This window comes from Micromonospora sp. NPDC005686 (assembly GCF_042871665.1).
Classification (GTDB): Bacteria; Actinomycetota; Actinomycetes; order Mycobacteriales; family Micromonosporaceae; genus Micromonospora.
The window spans coordinates 1-25,592 of the sequence record NZ_JBIAIY010000018.1; the positions used below are offsets into that span (position 1 = coordinate 1).

At 73.9% G+C, this 25,592-nt stretch carries 20 protein-coding genes, 1 tRNA gene and 2 pseudogenes; 13 read left to right on the plus strand and 10 right to left on the minus strand.

All coding sequences use genetic code 11. The features are described from left to right. Positions 1–287, plus strand: a pseudogene (locus ACFYON_RS27975) (hypothetical protein); the annotation flags it as partial. A 7-nt stretch (positions 288–294) separates the two neighbouring features. Here ACFYON_RS27975 and ACFYON_RS27980 read toward each other — a convergent pair. Beyond that, entirely contained in the window at positions 295–1,311 is a 1,017-nt protein-coding gene (locus ACFYON_RS27980) for a hypothetical protein (protein ID WP_355094650.1), read from the minus strand. Between the two features lie 71 nt (positions 1,312–1,382). After that, positions 1,383–1,455, minus strand: a tRNA-Arg gene (locus ACFYON_RS27985). Between the two features lie 169 nt (positions 1,456–1,624). On the opposite strand from ACFYON_RS27985, the gene ACFYON_RS27990 reads away from it, so the two are divergent. Continuing rightward, entirely contained in the window at positions 1,625–2,359 is a 735-nt protein-coding gene (locus ACFYON_RS27990) for a hypothetical protein (protein ID WP_354870953.1), read from the plus strand. A 55-nt stretch (positions 2,360–2,414) separates the two neighbouring features. On the opposite strand, the gene ACFYON_RS27995 is transcribed toward ACFYON_RS27990, so the two are convergent. Then, the gene (locus tag ACFYON_RS27995; protein ID WP_354870951.1) at positions 2,415–3,431 is read right to left on the minus strand and encodes an alpha/beta hydrolase; all 1,017 of its coding nucleotides are present in this window, start codon (positions 3,429–3,431) and stop codon (positions 2,415–2,417) included. Positions 3,432–3,566: 135 nt separating this feature from the next. Beyond that, positions 3,567–3,977, minus strand: a complete 411-nt coding sequence (locus ACFYON_RS28000; RefSeq protein WP_354870949.1) for an HPF/RaiA family ribosome-associated protein — start codon at positions 3,975–3,977, stop codon at positions 3,567–3,569. Positions 3,978–4,261: 284 nt separating this feature from the next. On the opposite strand from ACFYON_RS28000, the gene ssb reads away from it, so the two are divergent. The 3 genes from ssb (at position 4,262) to ACFYON_RS28015 (ending at position 7,731) form a co-directional block, all read left to right on the plus strand. After that, positions 4,262–5,089 (plus strand): single-stranded DNA-binding protein, encoded by an 828-nt coding sequence (gene ssb, locus ACFYON_RS28005; protein WP_387190606.1) that lies wholly within the window; start codon positions 4,262–4,264, stop codon positions 5,087–5,089. Between the two features lie 87 nt (positions 5,090–5,176). Further along, positions 5,177–6,190 carry a cobalamin biosynthesis protein gene (locus ACFYON_RS28010; protein WP_387188722.1) on the plus strand — a complete coding sequence of 338 codons (1,014 nt, stop codon included), beginning with the start codon at positions 5,177–5,179 and terminating at the stop codon, positions 6,188–6,190. Further along, positions 6,187–7,731 (plus strand): cobyric acid synthase, encoded by a 1,545-nt coding sequence (locus ACFYON_RS28015; protein WP_355094906.1) that lies wholly within the window; start codon positions 6,187–6,189, stop codon positions 7,729–7,731. The genes ACFYON_RS28010 and ACFYON_RS28015 overlap by 4 nt, the downstream gene beginning before the upstream one ends. On the opposite strand, the gene ACFYON_RS28020 is transcribed toward ACFYON_RS28015, so the two are convergent. After that, positions 7,725–8,126: a rhodanese-like domain-containing protein gene (locus ACFYON_RS28020; protein WP_354871265.1), complete on the minus strand. Its 402-nt coding sequence runs from the start codon at positions 8,124–8,126 to the stop codon at positions 7,725–7,727. The two genes, ACFYON_RS28015 and ACFYON_RS28020, sit on opposite strands and share 7 nt — an antisense overlap. 111 nt (positions 8,127–8,237) lie before the next feature. Between ACFYON_RS28020 and ACFYON_RS28025 the strand changes: the two are divergent. From ACFYON_RS28025 to ACFYON_RS28040, 4 genes and pseudogenes are all read left to right on the plus strand, one after another. After that, positions 8,238–8,938: pseudogene (locus tag ACFYON_RS28025) on the plus strand (uridine kinase); the annotation flags it as partial. Continuing rightward, positions 8,913–10,277: a dipeptidase gene (locus tag ACFYON_RS28030; RefSeq protein WP_354870943.1), complete on the plus strand. Its 1,365-nt coding sequence runs from the start codon at positions 8,913–8,915 to the stop codon at positions 10,275–10,277. The pseudogene ACFYON_RS28025 and the gene ACFYON_RS28030, both read left to right, overlap by 26 nt. Before the next feature lie 78 nt (positions 10,278–10,355). Further along, positions 10,356–10,562, plus strand: coding sequence for a hypothetical protein (locus ACFYON_RS28035; RefSeq protein ID WP_354870940.1), 207 nt, complete (start codon positions 10,356–10,358; stop codon positions 10,560–10,562). Positions 10,563–10,698: 136 nt separating this feature from the next. After that, positions 10,699–12,282, plus strand: coding sequence for an ATP-dependent DNA ligase (locus tag ACFYON_RS28040; RefSeq protein ID WP_354870937.1), 1,584 nt, complete (start codon positions 10,699–10,701; stop codon positions 12,280–12,282). A gap of 4 nt (positions 12,283–12,286) precedes the next feature. Here ACFYON_RS28040 and ACFYON_RS28045 read toward each other — a convergent pair whose 3' ends face one another. Next, the gene (locus ACFYON_RS28045) at positions 12,287–12,967 is read right to left on the minus strand and encodes a hypothetical protein (protein WP_354870935.1); all 681 of its coding nucleotides are present in this window, start codon (positions 12,965–12,967) and stop codon (positions 12,287–12,289) included. Between the two features lie 82 nt (positions 12,968–13,049). Beyond that, positions 13,050–13,874, minus strand: coding sequence for an SURF1 family protein (locus ACFYON_RS28050; protein WP_354871263.1), 825 nt, complete (start codon positions 13,872–13,874; stop codon positions 13,050–13,052). Positions 13,875–14,007: 133 nt separating this feature from the next. Between ACFYON_RS28050 and ACFYON_RS28055 the strand changes: the two genes are divergently transcribed. Continuing rightward, a complete protein-coding gene (locus tag ACFYON_RS28055) occupies positions 14,008–15,378 on the plus strand; it encodes a cobyrinate a,c-diamide synthase (protein ID WP_355047223.1) in 1,371 nt (456 codons plus the stop codon). A gap of 149 nt (positions 15,379–15,527) precedes the next feature. On the opposite strand, the gene ACFYON_RS28060 is transcribed toward ACFYON_RS28055, so the two are convergent. Continuing rightward, positions 15,528–17,660, minus strand: coding sequence for a transglycosylase domain-containing protein (locus ACFYON_RS28060; protein WP_355047224.1), 2,133 nt, complete (start codon positions 17,658–17,660; stop codon positions 15,528–15,530). A gap of 121 nt (positions 17,661–17,781) precedes the next feature. Between ACFYON_RS28060 and cobC the strand changes: the two genes are divergently transcribed. The 3 genes from cobC to cobA are packed head-to-tail and all read left to right on the plus strand — an operon-like array spanning position 17,782 to position 21,190. After that, the gene (cobC, locus tag ACFYON_RS28065) at positions 17,782–18,864 is read left to right on the plus strand and encodes an Rv2231c family pyridoxal phosphate-dependent protein CobC (RefSeq protein ID WP_355047225.1); all 1,083 of its coding nucleotides are present in this window, start codon (positions 17,782–17,784) and stop codon (positions 18,862–18,864) included. Then, positions 18,864–19,934, plus strand: a complete 1,071-nt coding sequence (cobT, locus tag ACFYON_RS28070; RefSeq protein ID WP_354871260.1) for a nicotinate-nucleotide--dimethylbenzimidazole phosphoribosyltransferase — start codon at positions 18,864–18,866, stop codon at positions 19,932–19,934. The genes cobC and cobT overlap by 1 nt, the downstream gene beginning before the upstream one ends. After that, complete coding sequence (gene cobA, locus ACFYON_RS28075; protein WP_354870927.1) at positions 19,931–21,190, plus strand: uroporphyrinogen-III C-methyltransferase; 1,260 nt, start codon at positions 19,931–19,933, stop codon at positions 21,188–21,190. Before cobT ends, cobA begins: the two co-directional genes overlap by 4 nt. Positions 21,191–21,349: 159 nt before the next feature. On the opposite strand, the gene otsB is transcribed toward cobA, so the two are convergent. After that, positions 21,350–23,950: a trehalose-phosphatase gene (otsB, locus tag ACFYON_RS28080; RefSeq protein ID WP_354870925.1), complete on the minus strand. Its 2,601-nt coding sequence runs from the start codon at positions 23,948–23,950 to the stop codon at positions 21,350–21,352. Beyond that, the gene (locus tag ACFYON_RS28085; RefSeq protein ID WP_354870923.1) at positions 23,947–25,347 is read right to left on the minus strand and encodes a trehalose-6-phosphate synthase; all 1,401 of its coding nucleotides are present in this window, start codon (positions 25,345–25,347) and stop codon (positions 23,947–23,949) included. Before ACFYON_RS28085 ends, otsB begins: the two co-directional genes overlap by 4 nt. Between the last annotated feature and the right edge of the window lie 245 nt (positions 25,348–25,592).

Below are 25,592 nucleotides of genomic sequence, written 5' to 3' on the forward strand. Positions count from 1 at the left end.
CACCAACATCGCCGCCGGCACCCGCCATCACGCCCGCGACAGCACCCGCCCACTGGCACTCCTCGGCGTCACCTGACGACTTTGCCGGGGCCCTGCCCGACAACCGCGCCTACAACCGACTGCTACGCGGCCTGCGCTGGCAAGGAGAACGCGGCTTCGCGATCCTGGTCGGACGCTGGAAAACGCTACGCCATACAAACATCAGCCCACGCCGAATCGGCGACATCGTCGCTGCCGCGCTACACCTGACCCACTTCGAGTGCAAATACCTACCGAAAAGTCGCTGAGATCACCTCAGTCCGTGCAGCGCTCGATCCGCGTGTACGTAGGACGCCCCGGCTCGACAAATGTCTCGATGTACATCGCGGCGCGTCTACCGTGGACCCGGAACCGAAGAACCGTGACGGGTCCGCTGCGGAAGGTCGTGTCCTCAGGATTCTCGCGGTAGACGTTCAGAGCCTGACGGACATACTCCCGGTGGATCTTCTCCGCGTCCCCGCTCACCTGCAGCACCGTGAGCGAACCACCGTCGCACCCGCCGACGTGCGCCCCGTAGTTGGGGTCGAGCGGCGGCGCGATGGCCCGGCTGCCGGTGACCACCCTGACCTTGTCGGCCTTTTCCCCTTCGCCGGGTACTGACGTCGGCGGTTGGTTCAGCGGCAACGCGACGACCGGCGAGGGTACCTTCACGTCTGTGGTCGCGGGTCGGCCCTGCTCTTTCGACGGGCTCACCAGCCTGATCATGGGCCATAGGCTGTCAGGACTCTCTGCCGGGATGAAGAGGCGGGCCTCCACCGACCTCTCGTCTTGGGATCCGCTGTCGGCGGCAGACCGCTGCCCGCTCGCTCTACAGTCCAGAGCACTCAGTCGCGCACCGGACGGCACGGTGCTGTCTCCGGGCAGATCCGTCAACGTCTGGGAAGGTTCGACGATTCTCAGAAGACACAGGTGCCCGTCAGGACTTGTCGAGGTCACGTCGAAGCGGGCCCGCTCGATGCGTGCGACCAGGTCCCGAAACGTGCCGACCGGGTCGCACCCGGTCACCAGCAACAACGCTTCCGTGTGGCCCCTGCCGTCGGCGAACGCCCGACCGATCAGGGCGGCACCGGTCGGCACGGTCACCCCACCGAGCACCGGCTCGCCGGCGCCCGGCAGACGGGTCACCCACGACGCGACGGGGACCGCAGGGTCGCACGGCTCGGCCCGCAGCCGATCGGCTACGGCGCACGCCTGGCCGGCGAGCAGCAGGACAACGGCCAGCAGCGCAGCCGCCGCGCCGCGAACGACCGCCGGCGACAGCCTCGCATTCATGACCACCAACCTACTTCGATGCGGCGGTCGATATCAGCACCGGCAAACCGGCCGGACCGGGAAAGTGCCTGTGCGCCCGGCAGGATTCGAACCTGCGGCCTTGGGATTAGAAGTCCCCTGCTCTATCCGCTGAGCTACGGGCGCGCGCCGACGATCGTCGCGCCAAGAGGGTACCGCCGGTCTCCGCGTGGCCGGGGGTACGGGTCGGCGCGTCCGTTCCGCCGTCAGCGTCCCATGCCGGGGCCCGGACCGGCACCACAGTTCCGGTGGGTCCGGCGCCGTCCGGGCGGGACGCGATCCGTACCCTCGTCGGATGCTGCTCGACCAGGAAACCGAGAACGAGACCGTCTTCGAGCTGTGCCGGCTCCTCGGGCGGGCCATCCTGCCCCTCACCGGATCGGATGCGCCGGGTGCCCCGGTGGGCGTCGTCGGCACCGCCTTCTTCTACAGCGAGCTGGTCGGCGCCACCGACGACGGCGAGATCGCGCACGAGTGGCTGCTCACCGCCGACGCGCTCACCGATCGGGCGTACGGCGAGATCGGGTTGCGGCCGAGCGTCACCGACCCGGCCGAGGGGGCGGACGAGCCGATCGACCTGCCCGGTTTCGCCGACCACTGGCTGCACCTGCCGGAACTGGGGCTCGCCGCGATGCCGACCGGCGGCCTGCACGGCTGGGCCGACGACAGGGGCTGGCGCTGGCGTACCCAGCAGGTCACCGAGGCCGTGGCCGCGCCGGCCGACGCGGTCGCCCGGATCAGCGCGGCGCCCGCCTCGGCGTTCGTGCTGGCCCTGGGCGTCGGCGACGGCGGGTCGCGGCCGTTGGAGGCGGTGGTGGAGCGGGTCGCCCGGGACGGCGGCGAGGTGCGGGTCACGACGGAGCTGCCCGCAGGCTACGTGGGCGCGCCGGTGTTCGCGGTCGAGGCCGGGCCGGACGGCGGACCGGCGCTGCGCTGCCTGGGCGTGGTGCTGCCGCCGCGGTCGGGCGGTCATCCGATCGCGACGTTCGACCGGATCCGCGTCGCGCTCGCGGCGGTCGCCGCCGACTGAACCGGCCACCCCGGCTCGCGGGAACGAGGCCGCCGGGCGGGGAGGGCGACCGGGCTCAGCCCTCGGAGGTCGCGTCGGCCGGCCGCCGCGGGGCCGGCGGCGTCGTGGGCTCCGGCTCGGTCGGCCCGGCCCGCAGGAATCCCTCCGCCCACCGTCCGACCTCCACGAAGACCTTCTCGCGTACGCCGGGACTGGACAGCGTGAGGTCGTGCAGCCCGCCGTCGAAGCGGGCGAGCGTGACGTGCCGGCCGAGGCGTGGCGCCCAGCGCACCATGTGCTCGACGTCCAGCACCGCGTCGGCGCCGGTGGCGCTGTCGTGCCACTTGGTGCCCCGGAAACTACGCGTGGAGCAGGCGAGCAGCACCGGCACCGGGATGTCCAGCCCTGCCCGCAGGCGGCGCTGACCGGCGCGGATCGCGTTGATCCAGCCGGCCCGCACCGGGAACCCGGCGAGCGGCTTCCAGTTCAGGTCGTACCGCCACTCGCCCCGGTGGTCGGCGTGCAGGCTCTCGCCGTACACCGTGCCCAGGCCGAACGGCAGGACACGCTGCGGCGCCCTGCGGCCCAGGCGGGAGACGGCGGCCGCGAGGGGCCGGCGCACCATCCAGGGCGCGTTGATGTCGAAGAAGGGGCTGTTGAGCACGATGCCGTCGACCAGGCCGGCGTCGCGGCGGTCGTGCGCCCAGAGCGAGATGATCAGGCCGCCGGTCGAGTGGCCCATGGCGAGCAGGGTGTCGTGGCCCTCCTCGGTGCGGATGATCTCCGCGGCGGCGTCCAGCTCGGGGAAGTAGTCGCTCAGGTCGCGGCAGAAGTTCGGGGTCTGGTGCGGGAGCAGGCTGCGGCCGTACTTGCGCAGGTCGACCGCGTAGAAGTCCCAGCCGCGCTCGGCGAAGAAGTCGGCCACGTGGGTCTGGAAGAAGTAGTCGACGAAGCCGTGCACGTAGAGCACGGCGCGGCCGGTCGGGCGGTCGGCCCGCCGCCGCACCAGTGTCGCGACCACCGGCCCCTCGTCGTCGGTGCCCAGCTCGATCGTCCGCCGCTCGTAGGGGGCGCCCAGCACGTCCGGTTCCACGACCGCGACGGTACGCCGCCGCGCTACCCGGCGGTAGGGGTGGGCGTAGGGAGGGGCCCTTGTTCGCAACGGCGGACCGCCCCAGCGCGGGGACGGCCCGCCCGCCGGCACCGGGCGGGCGGGCCGTGCCGGGATTCAGGCGGTCTCGGCGTCCTCGCGCTCGGCGTCCTGCAACGGGGTGACCTCGGGCTGGTCGACGGCGCGCAGGTGCTTGTTGTTGCGCGGCTCCTGCCGGGTCTTCGCGTCGTTGAGCTTGCGGCGCAGGTCGTCCCGGACGTCGTTGAGCGCGGCGTGCAGATCCTCCTCGGTCGAGGTCGTAACGATCTTCTGCCGTCCGGCGATCCAGCACTCCAGGGTCACCTTCTGGCCCCGGGCCTCGCGATCCTTGACTGTCACCTCCAGCTCGGTGGCGTCGGCGTGGAAGCCGGCGAGCCGGGAGTCCAGGGTAGCGAACTGCTCGGCGATCCAGTTGCGGTCGCCCTGGGAGAACCCGGCGCCGACCCGCAGGCACTCGGCCACGGTCGCGGGGTTCGCCACGGCGCTCATCGCGCTGCCTCGCGGACGTCTCGGAGAAGCATGGGAGCTCCCTTTCTCTCGGTTGATCGACCACTTACCCAACCGGCGTGATTCCGGAACGCCTGCCTGCCGGCTCTTTCGATCATGCGTCGTCGCAGGTCAGGACCGTAGGGCCAGTTGGCCTAGCAGATCGGGACCTTGATCAGGTGGTTGTCCACAGGGCCGCTCGTCATCCACAGGTCCGGGCCGGCGGGTGGTCCGGGCGGGGCATTCGGCCGACGCTCACCGGGACAAGTCGATCCCTGGGAGGGGCGATGTTCGATACGTACGTGACGGTCGTCGGCAACGTGCTCACCGCGCCGGAGTGGCGCCGTACCACGCAGAGTGGAACGCTGGTGGCCAACTTCAAGGTCGCCTCGACCGCCCGCCGCCTCGACCGCGACAGCGGCCGCTGGGTCGACGGCAACAGCCTTCGGGTACGCGTCAATTGCTGGCGCCGCCTCGCCGAGGGAGTGGCCGCCTCGGTGGCGGTGGGTGATCCGGTGATCGTCGCCGGCCGCCTCTACACCCGGGACTGGACCGACGAGTCCGGCACCCACCGCACGCTCTACGAGCTGGAGGCGGTCGCCGTCGGGCACGACCTGTCCCGCGGCCGCGCCCGCTTCCTGCGCAACCAGCCCCGCGCGGCCACCAGCACAGTCGAGGACGCGCAGGCCGAGCAGCGGGTGCACGGCGAGGCGACCGAGCCGGTGCCGGACGCACAGGCCCCCGCGACGTTCGACGACCGGCCCTTCGACGACGACTTCCCGCCGCCGGAGTACGGGGGCGGCCGGGGCGGGCCCGCCGGCGAGCGGGTGGGTGAGCCCGACCCGTTCGACGCCCGGCCCCACGTGCGGGCCACCGGCTTCGACCCGGGGCCGGGCGGCCCGGTCGCGGAGGAGGAGGACGAGCTGGGCGACGTGGAGGACGACGACCCGGTCACGGCCGACGACGACGAGCTGGGCGCTGTCGCACCGCCGGACATCGACGCACCAGGTGGTTCCGGACCGGGCGGGGACGAGCCGACCGGCGACGGTCCGGGCGGCGCCGGCGGGAGCACCCCGGGGCGTCGCGGACGGCGGCGTACCCCGGTGCCCGCCTGACCCTCCGTCCGACGGGGGCGCGGGGTGGTGACAGCGGCGTCACCACCCCGCGGTACGACTAGGCTGGCCGGCCGGAGGTGGTGACGGGTGCGGCAGGCGACCGCCATGGCGAACGCGACCGGGTTGGTGGCGGGCTACGCGCTCGACGCCCTGATCGGTGACCCCCGCCGGTGGCATCCGGTGGCCGGATTCGGTCGGGCGGCCGGCGCGCTGGAACGGCGGCTCTACCGCCCCGACCGGGCGGCCGGCACCGCGTTCACCGCGCTGGCGGTCGGCGGGCCCGTCCTGCTCGGCGCCGCCGCCGCGCTGGCGACCCGGCGCCATCCGATCGCGCGGGCCGCGCTGGTGGCTGCCGGCACCTGGACGGTGCTCGGCGGGCGCACCCTGCGGCACGAGTCCCGGGTGATGGCGCGGGCGCTGGGCCGGGCCGACCTGCCCGCCGCCCGGGCCCGCCTCGGCAACCTCTGCGGGCGTGACCCGTCCGCTCTCGACGAGCCCGATCTCGCCCGCGCCACAGTCGAGTCGGTCGCCGAGAACACCTCGGACGCCGTGGTCGCCCCGCTGGTCTGGGGTGCGGTCGCGGGCCTGCCGGGGCTGCTCGGGTATCGGGCGGCGAACACGCTCGACGCGATGGTCGGGCACCGCTCGCCCCGGTACGCCCGCTTCGGCACCCCGGCCGCCCGGCTGGATGACGCGCTGAACCTGGTGCCGTCCCGGCTGACCGGGTTGCTCACGGTGGCCGTCGCGCCGGTGGCGAACGGAAGTCGCGCCACCGCCTGGCACGTGTGGCGGCGGGACCGGGCCGACCACCCGAGCCCGAACGCCGGCCAGTGCGAGGCGGCCATGGCGGGCGCGCTCGGCGTACGGCTCGGCGGACGCAACGTCTACTTCGGCCGCGCCGAGACCCGCCCGTTCCTCGGTGACGGGCCACGACCCGACGCGCGGCACCTGAAGCGGGCCGCTCGGATCTCCGGCGCGGTGGGTGCGGCCGCGCTCGGCCTGGCCGCGCTCTACCCGGTGACAGTCGGCCGGCTGGCCGGTGCCGCCGGGCGGGCCACGCTGGGCGCTCTCGGCGCGGCCCGGCGGGGAAGCGGGCGGTGAGCGGCGGGCTGTTGGTCGCCGGCACCACCTCCGACGCCGGCAAGAGCGTGCTCACCGCCGGCATCTGCCGCTGGCTGCGTCGCCGGGGCGTCCGGGTCGCACCGTTCAAGGCGCAGAACATGTCGAACAACTCCGCGGTGGTGGTCGGCCCGGACGGTCGCGGCGGAGAACTGGGCCGGGCCCAGGCGATGCAGGCCGCCGCCTGCGGACTCGACGCCGACCTGCGCTTCAACCCGGTGCTGCTCAAGCCGGGCAGCGACCACGCCAGCCAGGTGGTGCTGCTCGGCGAGGCGGTCGACACGGTCACCGCCGGCAACTACCACGAGGTGCGGACCCGGCTGGCCACCACGGCGTACGCGGCGCTGGCCGAGCTGCGGGCCGAGTACGACGTGGTGATCTGCGAGGGCGCGGGCAGCCCTGCCGAGATCAACCTGCGCGACGGCGACTACGTCAACATGGGGCTGGCGCGGCAGGCCGGCCTGCCCGCGATCGTGGTCGGCGACATCGACCGGGGTGGGGTGTTCGCCTCGATGTTCGGCACCGTCGCGTTGCTCGACGCGGCCGATCAGGCGCTCGTGGCCGGGTTCGTGGTGAACAAGTTCCGCGGCGACCGTGGCCTGCTCCAGCCCGGGCTGGACATGCTGCGCCGGGTCACCGGCCGCCCGACGTACGGTGTGGTGCCCTGGGCGCTGGACCTGTGGCTGGACGCGGAGGACTCGCTCGCGTACGGGCGGGTGCTCGGCCGCCCACCCGCGCCCCGGGGCACCGACTGGCTCGACGTCGCAGTGGTCCGGCTGCCCCGGATCAGCAACGCCACCGACGTGGAGGCCCTCGCGACCGAGCCGGGCGTGCGGGTACGCCTCACCGTCGAGCCGGCCGAACTGGCCGCCGCCGACCTGGTGGTGCTTCCCGGCACCAAGTCGACGGTGGCCGACCTGGCCTGGCTGCGGGAGACCGGACTGGCCGACGCGGTGCGGGCGCACGCCGCCGCCGGACGGCCGCTGCTCGGCATCTGCGGCGGCTTCCAGATGCTGGGCCGGGCGGTCCACGATCAGGTGGAGAGCCGCCGGGGCACGGTTCCCGGCCTCGGGTTGCTGCCGGTCGAGATCACCTTCGAGCCGCGCAAGACGGTACGCCGGGCCGAGGGCACCGCCTCCGGAGACGTGCCGGTGCACGGCTACGAGATCCACCACGGCCGGGTCTCGGCCGCCGACCCGGGCCTGGCGCCGCTGCTGCGCTACGCCGACGGCACCGGCGAGGGCGCGCGCCTCGGCGCCGTGTACGGCACGCACTGGCACGGCGCCTTCTCGTCCGACGCGTTCCGCCGCCGGTTCCTGACCGAGGTCGCGGATGCGGCCGGGCGGACCGGGTTCAAGGTCGCGCCGGACACGTCCTTCGAGGCCGCCCGGGAGCGGACCCTGGACCTGCTCGGCGACCTGGTGGAGGAGCACCTGGACACGGACGCGGTGTGGCGGCTGATCGAGTCCGGGCCACCGCCGGGACTGCCGTTCGTGCCACCCGGCGCGCCACCGGGTCAGTAACGCACGTCGGCCGGGCGGTCGGACATCGGCAGCCCGGCCTCCCGCCAGCCCTGCACCCCGCCGACCATGTCGGTTGCCTGCCGCAACCCGAGCGTCTGAAGGCTGGCGGCGGCCAGGCTGGAGCTGTACCCCTCCCGGCACACCACGATGATCTCGCGGTCGTACCCGGTCGCCTCCGGGATGCGCCACGCGCTGGCCGGGTCGAGCCGCCACTCCAGCACCGTGCGGTCGATGACGATCGCGCCGGGCAGCTCACCCTCTTCGCGGCGCTGCGCCTCGGTACGCGTGTCGATAAGCAGCGCGCCGCCACGGACCGCCTCGACGGTCTCGTGCGGAGTGAGCCGGCGGAGACCGGCGCGGGCCTGTTCCAGAAGGGCGTCGACGCCCGGACACATCACGTCATGGAGCACCCTCAGATGATGCCCAGCGCGGCGCGTCGCCGTTCGACGAAACGGTCCGTCCGGGTCGCAGTTTCCAGCGGACGGGGGAACGTTAGCGTCGGTCGGGTGAACGTGGCCGTGATCGAGGCGTACACCGGTTTGGCCCGCCAGGTGCTGGCCGGTCCGGCGCGGTTGGGGCGTACCCGGCTGGTGGCCGTCGACGGGCCCAGCGGCGCGGGCAAGAGCCGGTTCGCGACGCGCCTCGCGGACGCCCTCGCGGCGTCGGCGGGCGGTGTGCGCCCGCCGCTCGTGCACACCGACGACCTGCTCGACGGCTGGGACGACCAGCTCACGTTCTGGACCCGGCTGGAGGAGCAGGTGCTCGGCCCGGTGCGGGCCGGCCGGGCGGGTGGCTACCGCCGCTACAGCTGGGTGCGGCGCCGCTTCCTGGACCGGGTGGTCCCGGTGCCGGCCGCACCGGTGCTGATCGTCGAGGGGGTGAGCGCCGCCCGCGCCGTGGTACGTCCCGAGCTGACGCTGTCGGTGCTGGTCACCGCGCCGGCCGAACTGCGGTTGCGGCGGGCGCTGGCCCGCGACGGCGCGCAGATCCTGCCGGAGCTGCGGCGCTGGCACGCGGGGGAGCGGGCGCACTTCGCCGCCGACGGCACTGCGGCGGCGGTGGACCTGGTCGTCGACGGCGCTCCCGGCCTGCCGCACGACGCGGACCGCTACTACGTGCGGGTGGGCCGGCGATCGGGCTCGGGCGACGTGAGGGGGTAAGGCCAGCATACGATTCCGGTCATGACCACTCCGATCCTCTCCGAGCCCGAGGTGCGGGCCGCCGTCGAGCGGGAACTGCCGGGCGTCCGCGCCGACCTCGAGCGACTCGTCCGCATCCCGGGCATCGCCTTCGAGGGCTTCGACCACTCGCACGTGGAGCGTTCCGCCGAGGCGGTGGCGGAGCTGCTGCGCGGCTGCGGCCTCGACACGCGGATCGTCCGGTCCGGCGGCCAGCCGGCCGTGATCGGCACCAGGGCGGCCCCGCCCGGCGCACCCACGGTGCTCATGTACGCGCACCACGACGTGCAGCCGGTCGGCGACCTGTCGCTGTGGGAGTCGGACCCGTTCGAGCCGGTGGAGCGCGACGGCCGCCTCTACGGCCGGGGCGCCGCCGACGACAAGGCCGGCATCATGGCGCACGTCGCCGCGCTGCGCGCGTTCGGCGACCGGCTCCCGGTCGGTGTGGTGCTGTTCATCGAGGGCGAGGAGGAGTACGGCTCGGACTCGCTGGAGCGGCTGCTCGCCGAGCACCGTGACGACCTGGCCTCGGACGTCATCGTCATCGCCGACTCCACCAACTGGGACGTCGGCGTGCCGGCGCTGACCACCTCACTGCGCGGCATCGTCAACTGCTTCGTGGAGGTGCGCACGCTCGACCATGCGGTGCACAGCGGCATGTTCGGCGGCGCCGTGCCGGACGCGCTCACCGCGCTGGTGAAGCTGCTCGGCACGCTGCACGACGAGGCCGGCGACGTCGCGGTGGACGGGCTGATCGGCCGCGAGGGCGCCAGCGTGGACTACCCGGAGGACCGGTTCCGCGCCGAGGCCGGCCTGGTCGACGGCGCGAAGCTGCTCGGCACCGGCCGGATCACCGACCGGCTCTGGACCAAGCCCGCGCTGGCGATCCTCGGCGTGGACGCGCCGGCCACCGGCGAGGCGCCGAACGCGCTGGTGCCGTCCGCGAAGGCGAAGCTGAGCGTACGGCTGGCGCCGGGCGACGACCCGAAGAAGGCGTACGCGGCGCTGACCGCGCACCTGGAGCGGCACGCGCCCTGGGGCGCGCAGGTGTCGGTGACGTTCGAGCACGACGGCGCACCCTGCGTCATCGACGCCTCCGGGCCGATGTTCGACGCGGCCCGGTCGGCGTTCCGGACGGCCTGGGACGGCACCGACCCGGTCGACATCGGGGTGGGCGGGTCGATCCCGTTCATCGCCACGTTCCAGGAGATGTTCCCGCAGGCCGCGATCCTGGTGACCGGTGTGGAGGATCCGCACGCGCGGGCGCACGGGCCGAACGAGAGCCTGCACCTCGGCGAGTTCGCCCGGGTCTGCCTGGCCGAGGCGCTGCTGCTGGCCCGGGTGGCCGAGGTCGGAAACCGCTCCTGAGGTGTCGAAACCGTAACTTCGGGGCCGATGTCAGAGTTTGTGGTGTGTCGGCGGGCGGGGTGTTATAGCCTTTCGAACATGCGTACGAACAACGAGATGGAGCGGCTTCAGGCCGCCGTCCGTGCTCTGGGGGACGTCGACGTCTCCGCGTGGTCCGAGGCCACGCTCAACGAACAGATCGGCGAGCTCTCCGCCGCCCTGGTCACGCTCGACGCGCTGCTCACCCGGGTCGCCGAGGGCGTGCGCGGGCGCGGTCTGCGCATCGAGGAACCCGTCTCGGCCTGACCCCCGGCCCGGCGACACGTCGGACGAGCGACACGTCGGATTGGCCGCCCGGCGATCCGGTGGCCTGACGCACCCGTGCGGTGTGCCAGGTCGCCGGATTCGCCCCGATGTCACAGGCGGCTGGCAGGATGTGGACGTGCGTTTCGCGGAGCTGGCGGCCACCTCGGCCGCGGTCGGCGCCACCAGCGGCCGTCGGGCCAAGGTGGAGCTGCTGGCCGCCGCCCTGCGCGGGCTGGAGCCGGGCGAGATCCCGGCCGGCGCCGGCTACCTCGCCGGTGAGCTGCGCCAGCGCCAGACCGGTGTCGGCTGGGCGGGCCTGCGTGACCTGCCCCCACCGGCCGCCGAGCCGACGCTCACCGTCGCCGCCGTGGACGCGGCGATCGAGGAGATCTCCCGCGTCACCGGTGCCGGCTCGCAGGCCCGGCGGCGGGAACTTGTCGGCCGTCTCTTCGCCGCCGCCACCGCCGACGAGCAGCGCCTGCTGACCGGGCTGTTCCGGGGCGAGCTGCGCCAGGGCGCGCAGGCCGGGCTGCTGGCCGACGCGGTCGCGCGCGCCGCCGACGTACCGGTCACGGCCGTCCGGCGGGCCCTGCTGCTCGCCGGTGACCTGCGGGCGGTGGCGGTCGCGGCGCTCACCGGCGGCGCCGACGCGCTGGCCGGGTTCGGGCTCCAGGTGGGCCGGCCGCTCGCGCCGATGCTCGCGCAGAGCGCGCCCTCGGTCGACGAGGCGCTCACCGCCACCGGCGTGCCGGCGGTGGTGGACGTCAAGCTCGACGGCATCCGCATCCAGGTGCACCGCTCCGGCCCGGACATCGCCGTCTTCACCCGCAGCCTGGACGAGATCACCGGCCGACTGCCGCAGGTGGTGGCCGCCGTCCGCGCGCTGCCCGCCCGCGAGCTGGTGCTCGACGGCGAGGCGATCGGGCTGGACGCCGCCGGCCGGCCGCTGCCGTTCCAGGAGACGTCCAGCCGGGCGGCCCGGCGCACCACGCCCAGCACCACCGGGCAGGTGCCTGTCGCGCCGGCGGTGGTGGCCGCAGCCGTGAGCGCCGGCGAGCCGGTGCTCACGCCGTACTTCTTCGACCTGCTGCACATCGACGGCGACGACCTGATCGACGCGCCCGGCCGGGAGCGGTGGGCGGCCCTGGCCGGTGCGGTCGACGCCTCGCTGCTGGTCGGCCGGGTCGAGGTGGACGACGCGACGCAGGCCGCCACCGCGTTCGCCGCGGCGGTCGACGCCGGTCAGGAGGGCGTGGTGGTGAAGGATCCGGCCGCGCCCTACGACGCGGGCCGGCGGGGCTCGGCCTGGGTCAAGGTCAAGCCGCGGCACACGCTCGACCTGGTGGTCCTCGCTGTCGAGTGGGGCAGCGGCCGGCGGGAGGGGTGGCTGTCCAACCTGCACCTGGGCGCACGCGATCCGCGTACCGGCGAGTTCGTCATGCTCGGCAAGACGTTCAAGGGCCTCACCGACGAGCTGTTGCGCTGGCAGACCGAGCGGTTCCTGTCGCTCGCGGTGGAGAAGGGCGACTGGGTGGTGCGGGTACGGCCGGAGCAGGTCGTCGAGATCGCGTTCGACGGGGTGCAGACCAGCAGCCGGTACCCGGGCGGCATGGCGTTGCGCTTCGCCCGCGTGCTGCGTTACCGCGACGACAAGACCGCCGCCGAGGCGGACACCATCGACGCGGTCCGCGCCATCCACGCCGGCCGGGTCACCGGCTGACGGCTCAGCCGGCCGACAGCGACCGGGCGTAGTTGACCTGGTTGTTGATCTGGTGCACCTGGAACTGGTCGGTCACCGGGATCCGCGCGACGTACTGGTGACCGCCGCTGCTCACCGTCACCTGCACGGTGCCGTAGTGCCGCGTCTCCTTGATCAGCAGGAACAGGAGGCTGAACACGGTCAGGCAGAAGAAGCCGAGGATCGCGGCGACGATGGCCCAGGGGGCGATCTTCTCCTCCCGCTGCCAGTAGTCGGTCACGTACCAGGAGGCGCCGGCGAGCGGGAGCACACCGGCCGGGGTACGGATGACCGGCGGCGTCACCACGATCTCGGCGATCTGCACGGCGACCGCCGACTGCGCGGGCGGCACCGGTCCGGCCGGCGGGTACGGCCCGTGGTGCGGTGCGACCGCCCCGGCCGGCGGCCCCGGCGGCGCGGAGAACTGGGCCGGTGGCGCGGAGAACGGCGGCGCGGCCGGGAACTGCGCGGTGGCGGGCGGCGCGGAGAACGGCGGCGGCGCCGGAAGGGCCGGCGCTGCGGGGAAGGGCGCGGGGGTGACCGGTGCGTCCGGCACGGCCACCACCGGGAACTGCTCGGTGGGCGGTGCGACGGCCGGCGGCATGGCCGACCAGGGATCGTACGCGGGCGGCTCGGCGGCCGGGGGCGTCGTGGAGTCAGAGGTCACCGCGACCCCCACGATTGACGATCATCCGCGGACCCTACAACGTCCCACCCGCCCGGTGTGCCCACCGGGAGGGCGGGCGTACTCAGGCGGAGGTGGGGGTGGCCGGCTCGGCGGCCCGGTCCACCGGCTCGCCCGGCTTGTCCAGGCCGGCGAGGCGGCGGGCCTCCCGGCGGGCGACCCAGCCGTAGCCGAACAGGCTCATCACCGCGAAGATCCACCACTGCCAGACGTAGCCGAAGTTCTGCCAGTTGTTCGTGTGCCCGATCTGGACCGCCTGGAAGGCCGGGTCGGCGGCCGGCGTCTGCCCGTCGAGCAGCACGTAGCCGCCGCTCACCGGGTAGGGAAGCTGCTCGGCCAGGCGCGAGATCTCGATGCGCCGGGCCTCCAGCCTGCCGTCGCGCCGGGTGACCGCGCCGCCGCCGCTCTCGCTGCCGACCACCCGGCCGGTCACCGTCACCTCGCCGGTCGGCGCCGCCGGCACCTGCGGCTGGACGGTCGCCGCGGCGCCCGGGGCGGGCGGGATCCAGCCGCGGTCGACGAGGACCGCGCTGCCGTCGGCCAGCACCAGCGGGGTGAGCACCTCGAAGCCGACCTTGTTGTCGACGGTCCGGCCGCGGATCAGGACGACGTTCGCGGTGTCGTACCGGCCGGTGGCGGTGACCCGGCTCCAGGTGACCTGCTCGGACGGGGCGGGACCGACGTCACCGGCGCCGCCGCTGGGCGCGGGGAGCGCGTCGCGCAGCGGCGCGGGCGTCATGGTGGCCCCGGCGTCGATCCGCTCGTTGACCGCCGTCCGGCCCCGGTAGCGGTCGAGCTGCCAGTTGCCCAGGAACACCATCACCGTCGCGGCGACGAGCGTGAGCGCGAGGTAGCCGAGCCAGCGCGGGGTCAGCAGGAACCGGTACACGTTGGCCAAGGCTACTCGTATGAGCGGAACCACTCGCCGCAGCCAGGGAGAAAGGGTGGTGTGCGCGGCTCTCGCGCGCCGGACCGGACGGGTATGGTCACGCGGCGGAAACCACCCACATCAGGAGTCGATGATGACTGACGTGCCGCGCGTCGTGCTGAGTGCGCCCTCCTCGGGGCACGGCACCGGCGCCGTATCCCTCGGCCTGCTCGCGGCGCTCACCGACCGGGGGCTTCCGGTGGCCGGGTTCAAGGTCGGGCCGGACCAGGTGGACGCGGCGTACCTGGGGCTCGCCGCCGGCCGCGCGGGGCGCACGCTGGACCCGCGGCTGGCCGGTCCGGAGCGGATCGCACCCCTGTTCGCGTACGGCGCCGCCGGGGCCGAGTTCGCGCTGGTGCAGGGCACGATGGGCCTCTACGACTCGGTCGCCGGGCGGCCGGAGAGCGAGTCGACGGCGGCCGTCGCCACCGCGCTGCGCAGCCCGGTGGTGCTGGTGGTGGACGTGGCCGCGATGGGCCAGTCGGTGGCCGCTCTGGTGCACGGCTTCCGGGCGTACGACGACGAGCTGTGGCTGGGCGGCGTGATCCTCAACCGGGTGGCCTCGCCCCGGCACGAGGTGCTGCTGCGCGAGGCGCTCGACGACGTGGGCGTCCCGGTCTACGGGGCGTTGCGCCGGCACGAGCTGCCCCCGGTGCTGCCCGCCCGCCGGTACGGCACCGGGCCGGTGGTGCGCGCCGACGCCGACGCCGAACGCGGCGTACGCCGCCTCGGCGAGGCGGTGGCCGCGACAGTCGACCTCGACCGGCTGCTGGCGCTGGCCCGTTCCGCCCCCGCGCTCACCGTCGAGCCGTGGTCGCCGGAGCCGGCTGACGGCCCGTCCTCGCCGGGGGAGCGCCCGGTGGTGGCGCTGGCCGGCGGACCGGCCGGCGCCTACAGCTACCCCGAGACCGCTGAGCTGCTGCGCGCCGCCGGCGCCGAGGTGGTCACGTTCGATCCGCTGCGCGACGAGGCGCTGCCCGCCGGGACCCGCGCGCTGGTCGTCGGCGGCGGGCTGCCCGAGACGTACGCGGAGGAGCTCTCCGCCAACCGCCGCCTCTGCATCGCGGTCGCCGAACTGGCCCGCTCCGGCCGCCCGGTGATCGCCGAGGGGGCCGGTCTGCTCTGGCTGGCCCGGGAACTGGACGGCCTGCCCATGTGCGGGGTGCTCGACGCGGTCGGCACGGTCCGGGAGGGCCTGGTGGTCGGCTACCGCACGGCCACCGCGGTCACCGACAGCGTGGTGGCGGCGGCCGGTACGACGGTGACCGGGCACAAGCAGCACGCCGCCGTGCTGACCCCGCGTGCCGGTGACCGGCCGGCGTGGCGGTGGGAGGGCGGCAACCCGGAGGGCTTCGTCCGGCAGGCGGTGCACGCCTCGCAACTCGTGCCGCACTGGGCCGCGCATCCGGGAATCGCGGCCCGGCTGGTGGCCGCCGCGCCGGCCCCGGAGGGGGCGTCGGCCTGATCGGGCAGGTGGCGGTCCGCCCTCCCTTCCCAACGTCGATCAAGGAGTTCGCGTCGGCTGATCGGGCGATCCCTGACGCAAACTCCTTGATCGACTACCCGGGCGCACCCCCGGGCGGATCAGGGTGGGATGGGTGGGTGGGCCGGCGGTCAGCCGACTATCTGGTCTGAGGGTGGCGTGAACTGGCGGGTGGGCTGGCCCTTCAGGGAGTCCCGCAGGGTCTGCGCCACCGCGTTCACCGGGATCTGGGACTGCCCGTCGCCCACCGCGTTGAACGGGTTGTCCGGATCGGCGATGAAGCTCGCCGCCGCCAGCTCCGGCGTGTAGCCGACGAACCACGCCGACCGGGTGCTGTCGGTCGTACCCGTCTTGCCGGCGACCGGGCGGCCGACGGTGCGCCGGACGCTGTCGGCAGTCGACCAGCCGCCGCAGCTCCCCTTCGCCGGGGTGTCGCCGGTCGGGCAGCGCGCCGCGTCGGTGGCGGCCCGGGCCGCGTCGGCGTTCACCACCTGCCGGCACCGCGGTTTGGCCACCTCCCGCCGCACCCCGCCCGGCGTGGTGTACGTGGCCGGCGTGCCGTCGCGGTTCATGATCGCGTTGACCGGGATGGCCTCGCAGTAGCGCCCGTCGGCGGCGATGGCCGCGTACGCGTTCGCCATCTCCAGCGGGGTGGCGTCGGAGACGCCGAGCGTGAACGCGCCCCACTTCTTCGCCTTGCCCGGCGACGCCTGGTCCTTGTCCACGTCGGTACGCCAGCGCAGCCCCAGTTGCTCGGCCAGGCGCACCCCGGCGTCCGCGCCGACCTTCTCCTCCAGTTGGACGAAGTACGTGTTCACCGACTTGCCGAAGCCGGACCACATGGTCTGCCGCCCGGTCATCGCGCCGCTGGCGTTCGACGGCGCCCACCCGTCGTAGACGGCCGACTTGTACCGGTACGGCGAGTCGTACGCGGTGGACAGCGGCATTCCGGCGTTGAGCGCGGCGAGCATCGGGAACATCTTGAACGTCGAACCGGCCTGGTAGCCCGGGAGCGTCCCGCCGCCGAGCAGCGGCGCCACCGTGTTGGGATAGTTCGCCTTCACCTTCGGCCCGGCCTCCGGGTTCGAGCTGTTCGGGTTCTCGGCCAGGTCGAGCGAGTAGTTCCGGTTCACGGCCATCGCCTTGATCCGCCCGGTGCCGGGCTCGGCGACCACGATGCCGTTGGCGAACGGGCTGCCGGTGTTGTCCTCGGCGCCGACGTTCTTCTCCGCCGACGCCTGGGTCTTCGGGTCGAGCGCGAGCACGATCCGGTAGCCGCCGCGACGCAGCTTGTCCATCCGTTCCAGCCGGTTCTCGCCGAACGCGGGCTGGGCGCTCCACCAGTTCTTGAGGTAGTCGCAGTAGAAGCCCCAGCTGCGGTGGCCGCCGTCGATCGCGGCGCAGTCGTTTGGCGGGTCGGTCAGTTTCAGCTTGATCGGCTGGCTCTTGGCCGCGGCGGCGGCGTCCGGCGACAGGTAGCCGAGGCGGGCCATGTTGTCCAGCACGTAGTTGCGCCGGCCGGTGGCGTCCTTCTGGTCCGAGGTGATCGGGTCGTACTCCGACGGCGACTTCACCAGCCCGGCCAGCGTGGCCGCCTCGACGGGGCTGAGCGTGGCCGGGGTCTTGGAGAAGAAGATCTGCGAGGCGGCGTAGATCCCGTACGCGCGGTGCCCGAAGTAGGCCGAGTTGAGGTAGCGCTCCAGGATCTTCTCCTTGCTCAGCTGCTTCTCGATGTCCAGCGCCATGCGCATCTCCTTGACCTTGCGCAGGCTGGTCTGCTGGGTCGCCTCCTGAACCTCCTCGGGCGTGGTCGCGCTGTCCCGCAGCGCCATCCGGACGTACTGCATGGTGATCGTCGACGCGCCCTGGGACACGCCGCCGGACTGGGCGTTGGAGACGAAGGCGCGTGCCACGCCCTTCGGGTCGACGCCGTGGTGCTGGTAGAAGCGGTTGTCCTCGGCGGCGACGATCGCCTGCTGGACGTTCGGCGACATGTTCTCGATCTTGGTGTACTGCCGGTACTCCTCGTAGAACATGGTCAGCACCGTCTTGCCGTCCGGCGCGTACACGTACGAGGTCTCGGCCGGCAACGCGGTCTTGAGGATGTTCGTCTTCTGTTCCACCGCGTGCGCGGTGGCCTTGGCCCCGAGGCCGGTGACGGCGGCCAGCGGGTACAGGGCGGCGGCGACCACGATGCCGGCGATCAGCCCGGCGCGGAGTAGGGGAACGAGACGACCTGCGGAAGCAAGGGGACGACTGCTCACGGGGTCAAGCTATGACATTTCCGATTCGAAAATGAGAAGAACTCATAAACCGGCGGACCGTGACGCGACCCACGCCGGGATGAGCTGTCCCGGGCTGCGGCTACCCGGCAGGATCGCGGACATGTCCGCACCAGCGACCGGGAGCGCCGCCGCGCTCGACGAGCCCGACCTGGGCCACCACGGGGACGCCGAGGCCACTCCCGGCCTGGTGGACCTCGCGGTGAACGTGCGCCGCGCCGCGATGCCGGACTGGCTGGCCGACCCGATCACCGCGGCCCTGGGCGACCTGGCCGCGTATCCGGATCCGGTGCCCGCCCGCGCCGCCGTCGCTCACCGGCACGGGCGACCCCCGGAGGAGGTCCTCCTCACCGCCGGGGCCGCCGAGGGCTTCGTCCTGATCGCCCGCGCCCTGTCCGGCGTCCGCCACCCGGTGGTGGTGCACCCGCAGTTCACCGAGCCGGAGGCCGCGCTGCGGGCCGCCGGGCACCGGGTGGACCGGGTGCTGCTCGACCCGGCCGACGGCTTCCGACTGGATCCGGCCCGCGTCCCGGAGGACGCCGACCTGGTCATGATCGGCAACCCCACGAACCCGACCTCGGTACTGCACCCGGCGGGTGCGATCGCCGCGCTGGCCCGCCCCGGCCGGGTGCTCGTGGTCGACGAGGCGTTCGCCGACACGACGGCCGCACCCGGTGTCGACGGCGAGCCCGAGTCGCTCGCGGCCCGCCGTGACCTGCCCGGCCTCGTGGTGGTGCGCAGCCTCACCAAGACCTGGGGTCTGGCCGGGCTGCGGATCGGCTACCTGCTCGGCGACGCCGCGCTGCTGGCCCGGCTCGCCGCCGCGCAGCCACTCTGGGCGGTCTCCACCCCGGCGCTCGCCGCCGCCACCGCCTGCGCCGCACCGGCCGCGGTCGCTGCCGAACGCGCCATCGCCGCCGAACTCGCCGCCGACCGCGACCACCTGGTGGCCCGCCTGTCCGGCCTGCCGGGGGTACGCGTGGCGGGCCGCCCGGCCGCCGCCTTCGTGCTGATCCACGTGGCCGGCGCCGCCGAGGTACGCGAGCGGCTGCGCGCGCACGGCTGGGCGGTACGCCGGGGCGACACCTTCCCCGGGCTCGGCCCGGACTGGCTCCGGATCGCCGTGCGCGACCGGGGCACCACCGACGCGTTCATCGAGACGCTGGCACGGATCCTGGAGGCATGATGCTGGAGTCCACAGTCGCGGCGATCCGGCCGCTGGACGAGGCCGCCATGGTGGCGGCCCGCGAGCTGCACGGGCGGCTGACCAAGCCCGCCGGCTCGCTCGGCGCCCTGGAACCGCTCTCGGTACGCCTCGCCGGGCTGGCCGGTGCCTGCCCGCCGCCGCTGCCCGAGCCCGCCGCGGTGGCGATCTTCGCGGGTGACCACGGCGTGCACGCCCAGGGGGTGACCCCGTGGCCGCAGGAGGTCACCGCCCAGATGATCGCCAACTTCCTGGCCGGCGGCGCGGTGGTGAACGCGTTCGCCCGGCAGGCCGGCGCCTCGGTCACGGTGGTGGACGTCGGCGTGGCCACCCCGATCCCCGGCGCCGAGTCCGCCGACCCGGCCGGGCCGCGCCTGGTGTCCGCGAACGTCCGCCCCGGCACCCGGGACATGACGCTCACCGCGGCGCTGAGCCGGGACGAGGCCCGTACCGCCGTCGAGACGGGCATCCGGGTCGCCGGTGAGCTGATCGACGCCGGGGCGGGCATCCTGCTCACCGGTGACATGGGCATCGGCAACACCACCCCGTCCGCCACGCTCATCGCCGCGTTCTCCGGTGCGGATGCGGAGGCGGCCACCGGTCGGGGCACCGGGGTCGACGACGAGACGTACGCCCGCAAGGTGGCTGTGGTGCGGGCCGCGCTGGCCCGGCACGAGCCCGACCCGGCGGACCCGCTGGGCGTGCTCGCGGCGGTCGGCGGGCTGGAGCACGCCGCGCTGGCCGGCCTGATCCTCGGCGCCGCCGCGCGGCGGGTGCCGGTGCTGCTCGACGGCGTGATCGCGGTGAGCGCCGCGCTCGCCGCCGCCGCGTTCGCGCCGGACGCCGTGGGCGCCATGGTCGCCGGGCACCGCAGCGCCGAGCCGGGCGCCACGGCCGCGCTGCGGCACCTCGGGCTGGAGCCACTGATCGACCTGGGGCTGCGGCTCGGCGAGGGCACCGGGGCGCTGCTCGCCCTGCCGGTGGTCACCGGCGCGGTCCGGGTGCTGCACGAGGTGGCGACGTTCGACTCCGCCGGGGTGGCGGAGAAGTGACCGGGCCGGCCGGGCCGACGCCACCCAGCCCGTACCCGCTGGGGTTGCGGCTGGCCGGGCGGCGCGTGGTCGTCGTGGGCGGGGGAGCGGTCGCCACCCGGCGGGTGCCGGCGCTGCTGGACGCCGGCGCGGACGTGCTGCTGGTGTCGCCCGCGCTGACCCCGGCGCTGCGCGCGCAGGTGGACGCCGGGCGGCTGCACTGGGAGGCGCGCCGGTTCGTCCCCGGCGACCTGGACGGCGCGTGGCTGGTCCAGGTGGCGGTGGACGACCGGGCCGCTGCCGCGTCGGTCAGCGCCGCCGCGGCCGAGCGGCGGATCTTCTGCGTCCGCGCCGACGACCGGACGGCGGCGAGCGCGTGGACCCCGGCGGTGACCCGGCACGGCCCGGTCACCGTGGCGGTCCTCGGCGGCGGCGACCCCCGCCGCGCGATGGCGACCCGCGACGCCGTGCGCGAGCTGCTGGGAAGGAAGGGCCCTCTGTCAACGCCTGCGGCAGCGGAAGGGGCCCCGCCTGACACGGGCGGGCGCGTCGCGCTGGTGGGTGCCGGGCCGGGCGACCCGGAGCTGATCACCGTGAAGGGGTGGCGGCTGCTCACCGAGGCCGAGGTGGTCGTCGCCGACCGGCTCGTGCCCGGCCTGCTCCTGGACGAGCTGCGCCCGGACGTGGAGCTGGTCGACGCCTCCAAGATCCCGTACGGGCCGTCGCGCGCCCAGGAGGAGATCAACCGGATCCTGGTGGACCGGGCCCGGGCCGGCAAGGTGGTGGTGCGGCTCAAGGGCGGCGACCCGTACGTCTTCGGTCGCGGCGGCGAGGAACTGCTGGCCTGCGCCGAGGCGGGCGTGCCGGTGACAGTGGTGCCCGGCGTGACGAGCGCGATCGCGGTGCCGGAGGTGGCCGGGGTGCCGGTGACCCATCGGGGTGTGGCGCACGAGTTCACAGTGGTCTCCGGACACGTCGCGCCCGACTCGTCGGCGTCGCTGGTGCGCTGGGACGCACTGGCCGGGCTGCGCGGCACGCTGGTGATCCTGATGGGGCTGAAGAACCTCGCCGCGATCAGCGCCACCCTGATCGCGCACGGCAAGCCGGGGGACACCCCGGCCGCGGTGATCCAGGAGGGCACCACCGCCGCCCAGCGGACACTGCGCGCCACGCTCGCCACCGTCGCCGCCGACGTCGAGGCCGCGGCCCTGCGCCCGCCCGCGATCGTGGTGCTGGGCGACGTCGTCCACGCCCTGACTCCCACCGCCCCCGCCTGACAGCGTCGATCTTGCACTTGGCGCCCGCCAGGTGCCCGTTACCGCCCTCTTTGCCGGGGCGGCAAGTGCAAGATCGGCGGCGGGCGGGGTCGGGGTGGAACGGGGACGGCGGCGGGGGACCGTCGGGTCTCCCGCCGCCGTCCGGGCGTTTCGGTCAGGTCACTGCTTGAGCATGTTGTCCAGCAGCAGCGCGCAGCGGATCAGGCCGAGGTGGCTGTACGCCTGCGGGTGGTTGCCCAGCCCGCGTTCGGCCAGCGGGTCGTACTGCTCGGGGAGCAGGCCGGTGGGGCCGGCCGTGTCGACCATCTGGGTGAACAGCTCCTCGGCGTCGGTACGGCGGCCGGTGCGCAGGTACGCCTCGATCAGCCACGACGTGCAGATGTGGAAGCCGCCCTCCCGGCCGGGCAGGCCGTCGTCCCAGTGGTACCGGTAGACGACCGGACCGCTGCGCAACTCCGCCTCGATCTTGAGCACGGTGGAGAGGAAGCGCGGGTCGTCGCCGGCGAGCAGCCCGGAGATGCCGATCCACAGCGACGAGGCGTCCATCTCCTCGTAGCCGTAGGCGACGCTGTACGCCTCGGCCTCCGGGTGCCAGCCGTGCTCCAGCACGTTCGAGGCGATCCGGTCGCGCAGCTCGACCCACTCCGGTCGGTCCTCGCCGCCGTGCCGGCGTACCACGTGCAGCGCCCGGTCCACTGTCATCCAGAGCATGACCTTGGAGAAGACGTGGTGCCGCGGGGGGAGGCGGGCCTCCCAGATGCCGTGGTCGGGCTCGTGCCAGCGGCGGCGTACCGCCTCGACCATGTTCTCCAGCACCCGCCACTCGTCGTCGCGGATCGAGCCCCGGGCGTCGGCCACCGCCGCGATCAGGTCCGCGACCGGGCCGAAGACGTCGAGCTGGAGCTGGTGGTTGGCGAGGTTGCCGACCCGTACCGGCCGGGAGCCGGCGTACCCGGGCAGCGTGTCGATGACCGCCTCGGCGCCCAGCTCGTAGCCGTCCACCGTGTAGAGCGGGTGCAGCCGCTCCGGGTGCCCGCCGGTGCGCTCGACCACGCCGTCGATCCAGCGCAGCAGCCCTTCGGCCTCCTCGGTCGAGCCGAGGTCGACGAGTGCGCGGGCGGTCATCGCGGCGTCGCGCAGCCAGCAGTAGCGGTAGTCCCAGTTGCGGACACCGCCCAGCTCCTCCGGCAGCGACGTGGTGGCCGCGGCCAGGATCGAGCCGGTCGGCTCGTGGCAGAGCCCGCGCAGCGTCAGCGCGCTGCGGGCGACCAGGTCCCGGGCGGTGGCCGGCAGCCGCAGCGAGGCCACCCAGTCCTTCCAGGGCTGCTCGGCGGCGGCCTGCCGCTCGTGCACCGGCAGCCGGTGCGGCTCCAGGCTCTGCGTGCCGAAGCGCAGCTCCAGCACCACCTGGCCGCCGGCCGCCGACAGGTCGACCACCGCCTTCGCGGTCTCGTACCCGGCGTCGCTCGTGACCTCCCACTCGACGCCGGGGGCGTGCAGCGCCACCGGCTCGTTGGAGCCGAGCACCAGCAGCCCGTCGTCGAGCGGCTGGAGCTGCACCGCCACCTGACCGAACTCGGGACGCGGCGAGAACTCGATCCGGGCCCGCCCGGTGCCGCTGAGGACCCGGACCAGTGTCGAGTCGCCGCTGACCACGGCCGGGTCGTCCGGCGTGGTCTCCCGCGCCGGCAGGTCGAGCCAGTCGGTCACGGTGAGGCCGGACCAGCGGGTCTCGACTGTCATCGTGTTGCTGCGGTAGCGCTGCCCCAGCGGGATGCCGCCGCGCTCCGGGCCGACCGTGAAGTGCCCGGCCGGGCTGCCGCCGACCAGGTCGGCGAAGATCGCCGCCGAGTCGGGCTTCGGGTGGCACAGCCAGGTGATCTTGGCTTCCGGTGTGACCAGCGCGACCGTACGGCCGTTGGCGAGCATCGAGTGCCGCTCGATCGGCACCGCCCGCTCGCCGAACAGCCAGTGCCGCCGCGTCTCCAGCAGCAGCCCCAGCGCGCGGGCCGCCTCGATCGGCTCGGCCACCCGGTAGTCGGCGCGGGTCTCCCCGGGGCCGATCTTGATGCCGACGTCCGGCCCGGCCAGGTTGCCGAAGGCGTTCTCGTCGGTGACGTCGTCGCCGATGAACAGGACCGCGCTCGCGGCGAGCTGGGTGCGGAGCTGGTCGACGGCGGTGCCCTTGTTCGTGACCACCACCGACAGCTCGATGACCTCCTTGCCCTGGGTGACAGTCACGCCCTCCCAGGTCGCGGGGCCGCTGCGGACCGCCTCGACGGCCCGGGCGGCGACGTGCGGGTCGACGCCGCGGGTGTGCACCGCCACGCTGGCCGGCTTGCGCTCCAGGCGGATGCCCGGGTGCTCGGCGGCGATCTCCCGCAGCGCCTCGCGGAGCCGGTGCCGGACCGCGATCAGCTCGGGTGTGAGGCGTTCGACGAATCCGATGTCGAACTCCGAGCCGTGGCTGCCGACGAGGTGCACCTCGCTGGGCAGCCGGGAGAGCGTGGCCAGGTCGCGCAGCGCGCGGCCGGAGACGACCGCGACGCTGGTCTGCGGCAGCGCGGCCAGGGCGCGTACCGCGGCCACCGACTCCGGCAGCGGCACGGCTCTGCTCGGGTCCTCGACGATCGGCGCGAGCGTGCCGTCGTAGTCGCAGGCGACCAGAAGCTGCGGAACCCGGGCGATGCGGCCGATCGCGGCACGCAGTTCGGGATCCAGCACGCCGCCGTGGGCGGCGGCGAGGGCGGGCGAGGTCACGCAGCCTCCGTATCGGGGACGCCGAGCTCGCTGAGGAACGACTTGGCCCAGTGGCCCACGTCGTGGCTGCGCAGATGGCGCTGCATGACGCGCATCCGGCGGCGGGCTTCGGGCTTTTCGACATGCACGGCCCGCAGCAACGCGTCCTTCACCGCGTCCGGGTCGTGCGGATTACACAGGAACGCCTGGCGCAGCTCTGTGGCAGCGCCGGCGAACTCACTGAGCACGAGCGCGCCGCCCTGGTCGGCGCGCGATGCGACGTACTCCTTGGCCACCAGATTCATTCCGTCTCGCAGCGGGGTCACCATCATGACGTCGGCCGCGACGTACATCGCGGCCAGTTCGGAGCGACTGTACGACTGATGCAGGTAATGCACTGCAGGCACGCCGACTCGGCCGAATTCACCATTGATCCGGCCTACCTCGCGTTCCACCTTCACCCGAAGTGCCTGGTAATGCTCCACCCGCTCGCGGCTGGGCGTGGCGACCTGCACCATAACCGCGTCGGGAACTGTCAACTTTCCGTCAGCAAGGAGTTCGCGGAAGGCCTTGAGGCGGAGTTCGATGCCCTTGGTGTAGTCGAGCCGGTCGACCCCCAGGATGATCGTCTTCGGGTTGCCCAGCTCCTCGCGAATCTGCTTCGCGCGGGCCTGGATCGCCGGGTCCTCGGCCAGCCGCTCCATCTCCTTCGTGTCGATCGAGATGGGGAACGCGCCCGCCTTCACCTGCCGGCCGTCGACCTGGATCATCTGGCCCTCGTAGCGCAGGCCGAGCAGGTGCCGGGCCAGCCGGACGAAGTTCTGCGCCGCCAACCGCTGCTGGAAGCCGATCAGGTCCGCGCCGAGCAGCCCACGCAGGATCTCGGCCCGGAACGGCATCTGCATGAACAGCTCGATCGGCGGGAACGGGATGTGCAGGAAGAAGCCGATCCGCAGGTCCGGCCGCAGCTCGCGGAGCATCGCCGGCACGAGCTGGAGCTGGTAGTCCTGGACCCAGACCGTGGCGCCCTCGGCGGCCACGTCCGCGGCGGCCTCCGCGAACCGGGCATTGACCAGGCGGTACGCCTCGCGCCAGCGTCGCTTGTAGGCGGGCGTCTCCACCGCGTCGTGGTAGAGCGGCCAGATCGTCGCGTTCGACTGGCCCTCGTAGTAGCGCTCCAGTTCCTCGGCGCTCAGCGGCACCGGGTGCAGTCGGATGCCCTCCAGGTCGAACGGCTCGGGCGCGGCGCCGGTGCCGCCGGCCCACCCCACCCAGGTGCCCTGGTGCTCGGCGAGGACCGGGTGCAGTGCGGTCACCAGCCCGCCGGGGCTGCGCCGCCACTGCCGCCCCTCGGGTGTGCTCACCTCGTCGACCGGCAGGCGGTTGGCCACTACGACAAAGGAGCTACGGACGGTCACGATCTGCTACCTCCGGGTACTGACGGGTCCACCGCGATGAGCGTACTGAGCGTAGCCGCGGCCTCTGATCCCCCGTGCCGGAGTTACCTACCCGTCCCAGAACCGCCGAATCACCGCGTGATCTTGTCGACACGGCGGTTCAGAGGCCGATGGTGGCCCGGGTGGTCTCCAGCGCCACCTGGGCGAGGTCCAGGCTCGCCGCCGTACCCCTGGGGTGGGGTGATGTGGGCGTCGAGGTCCGTACC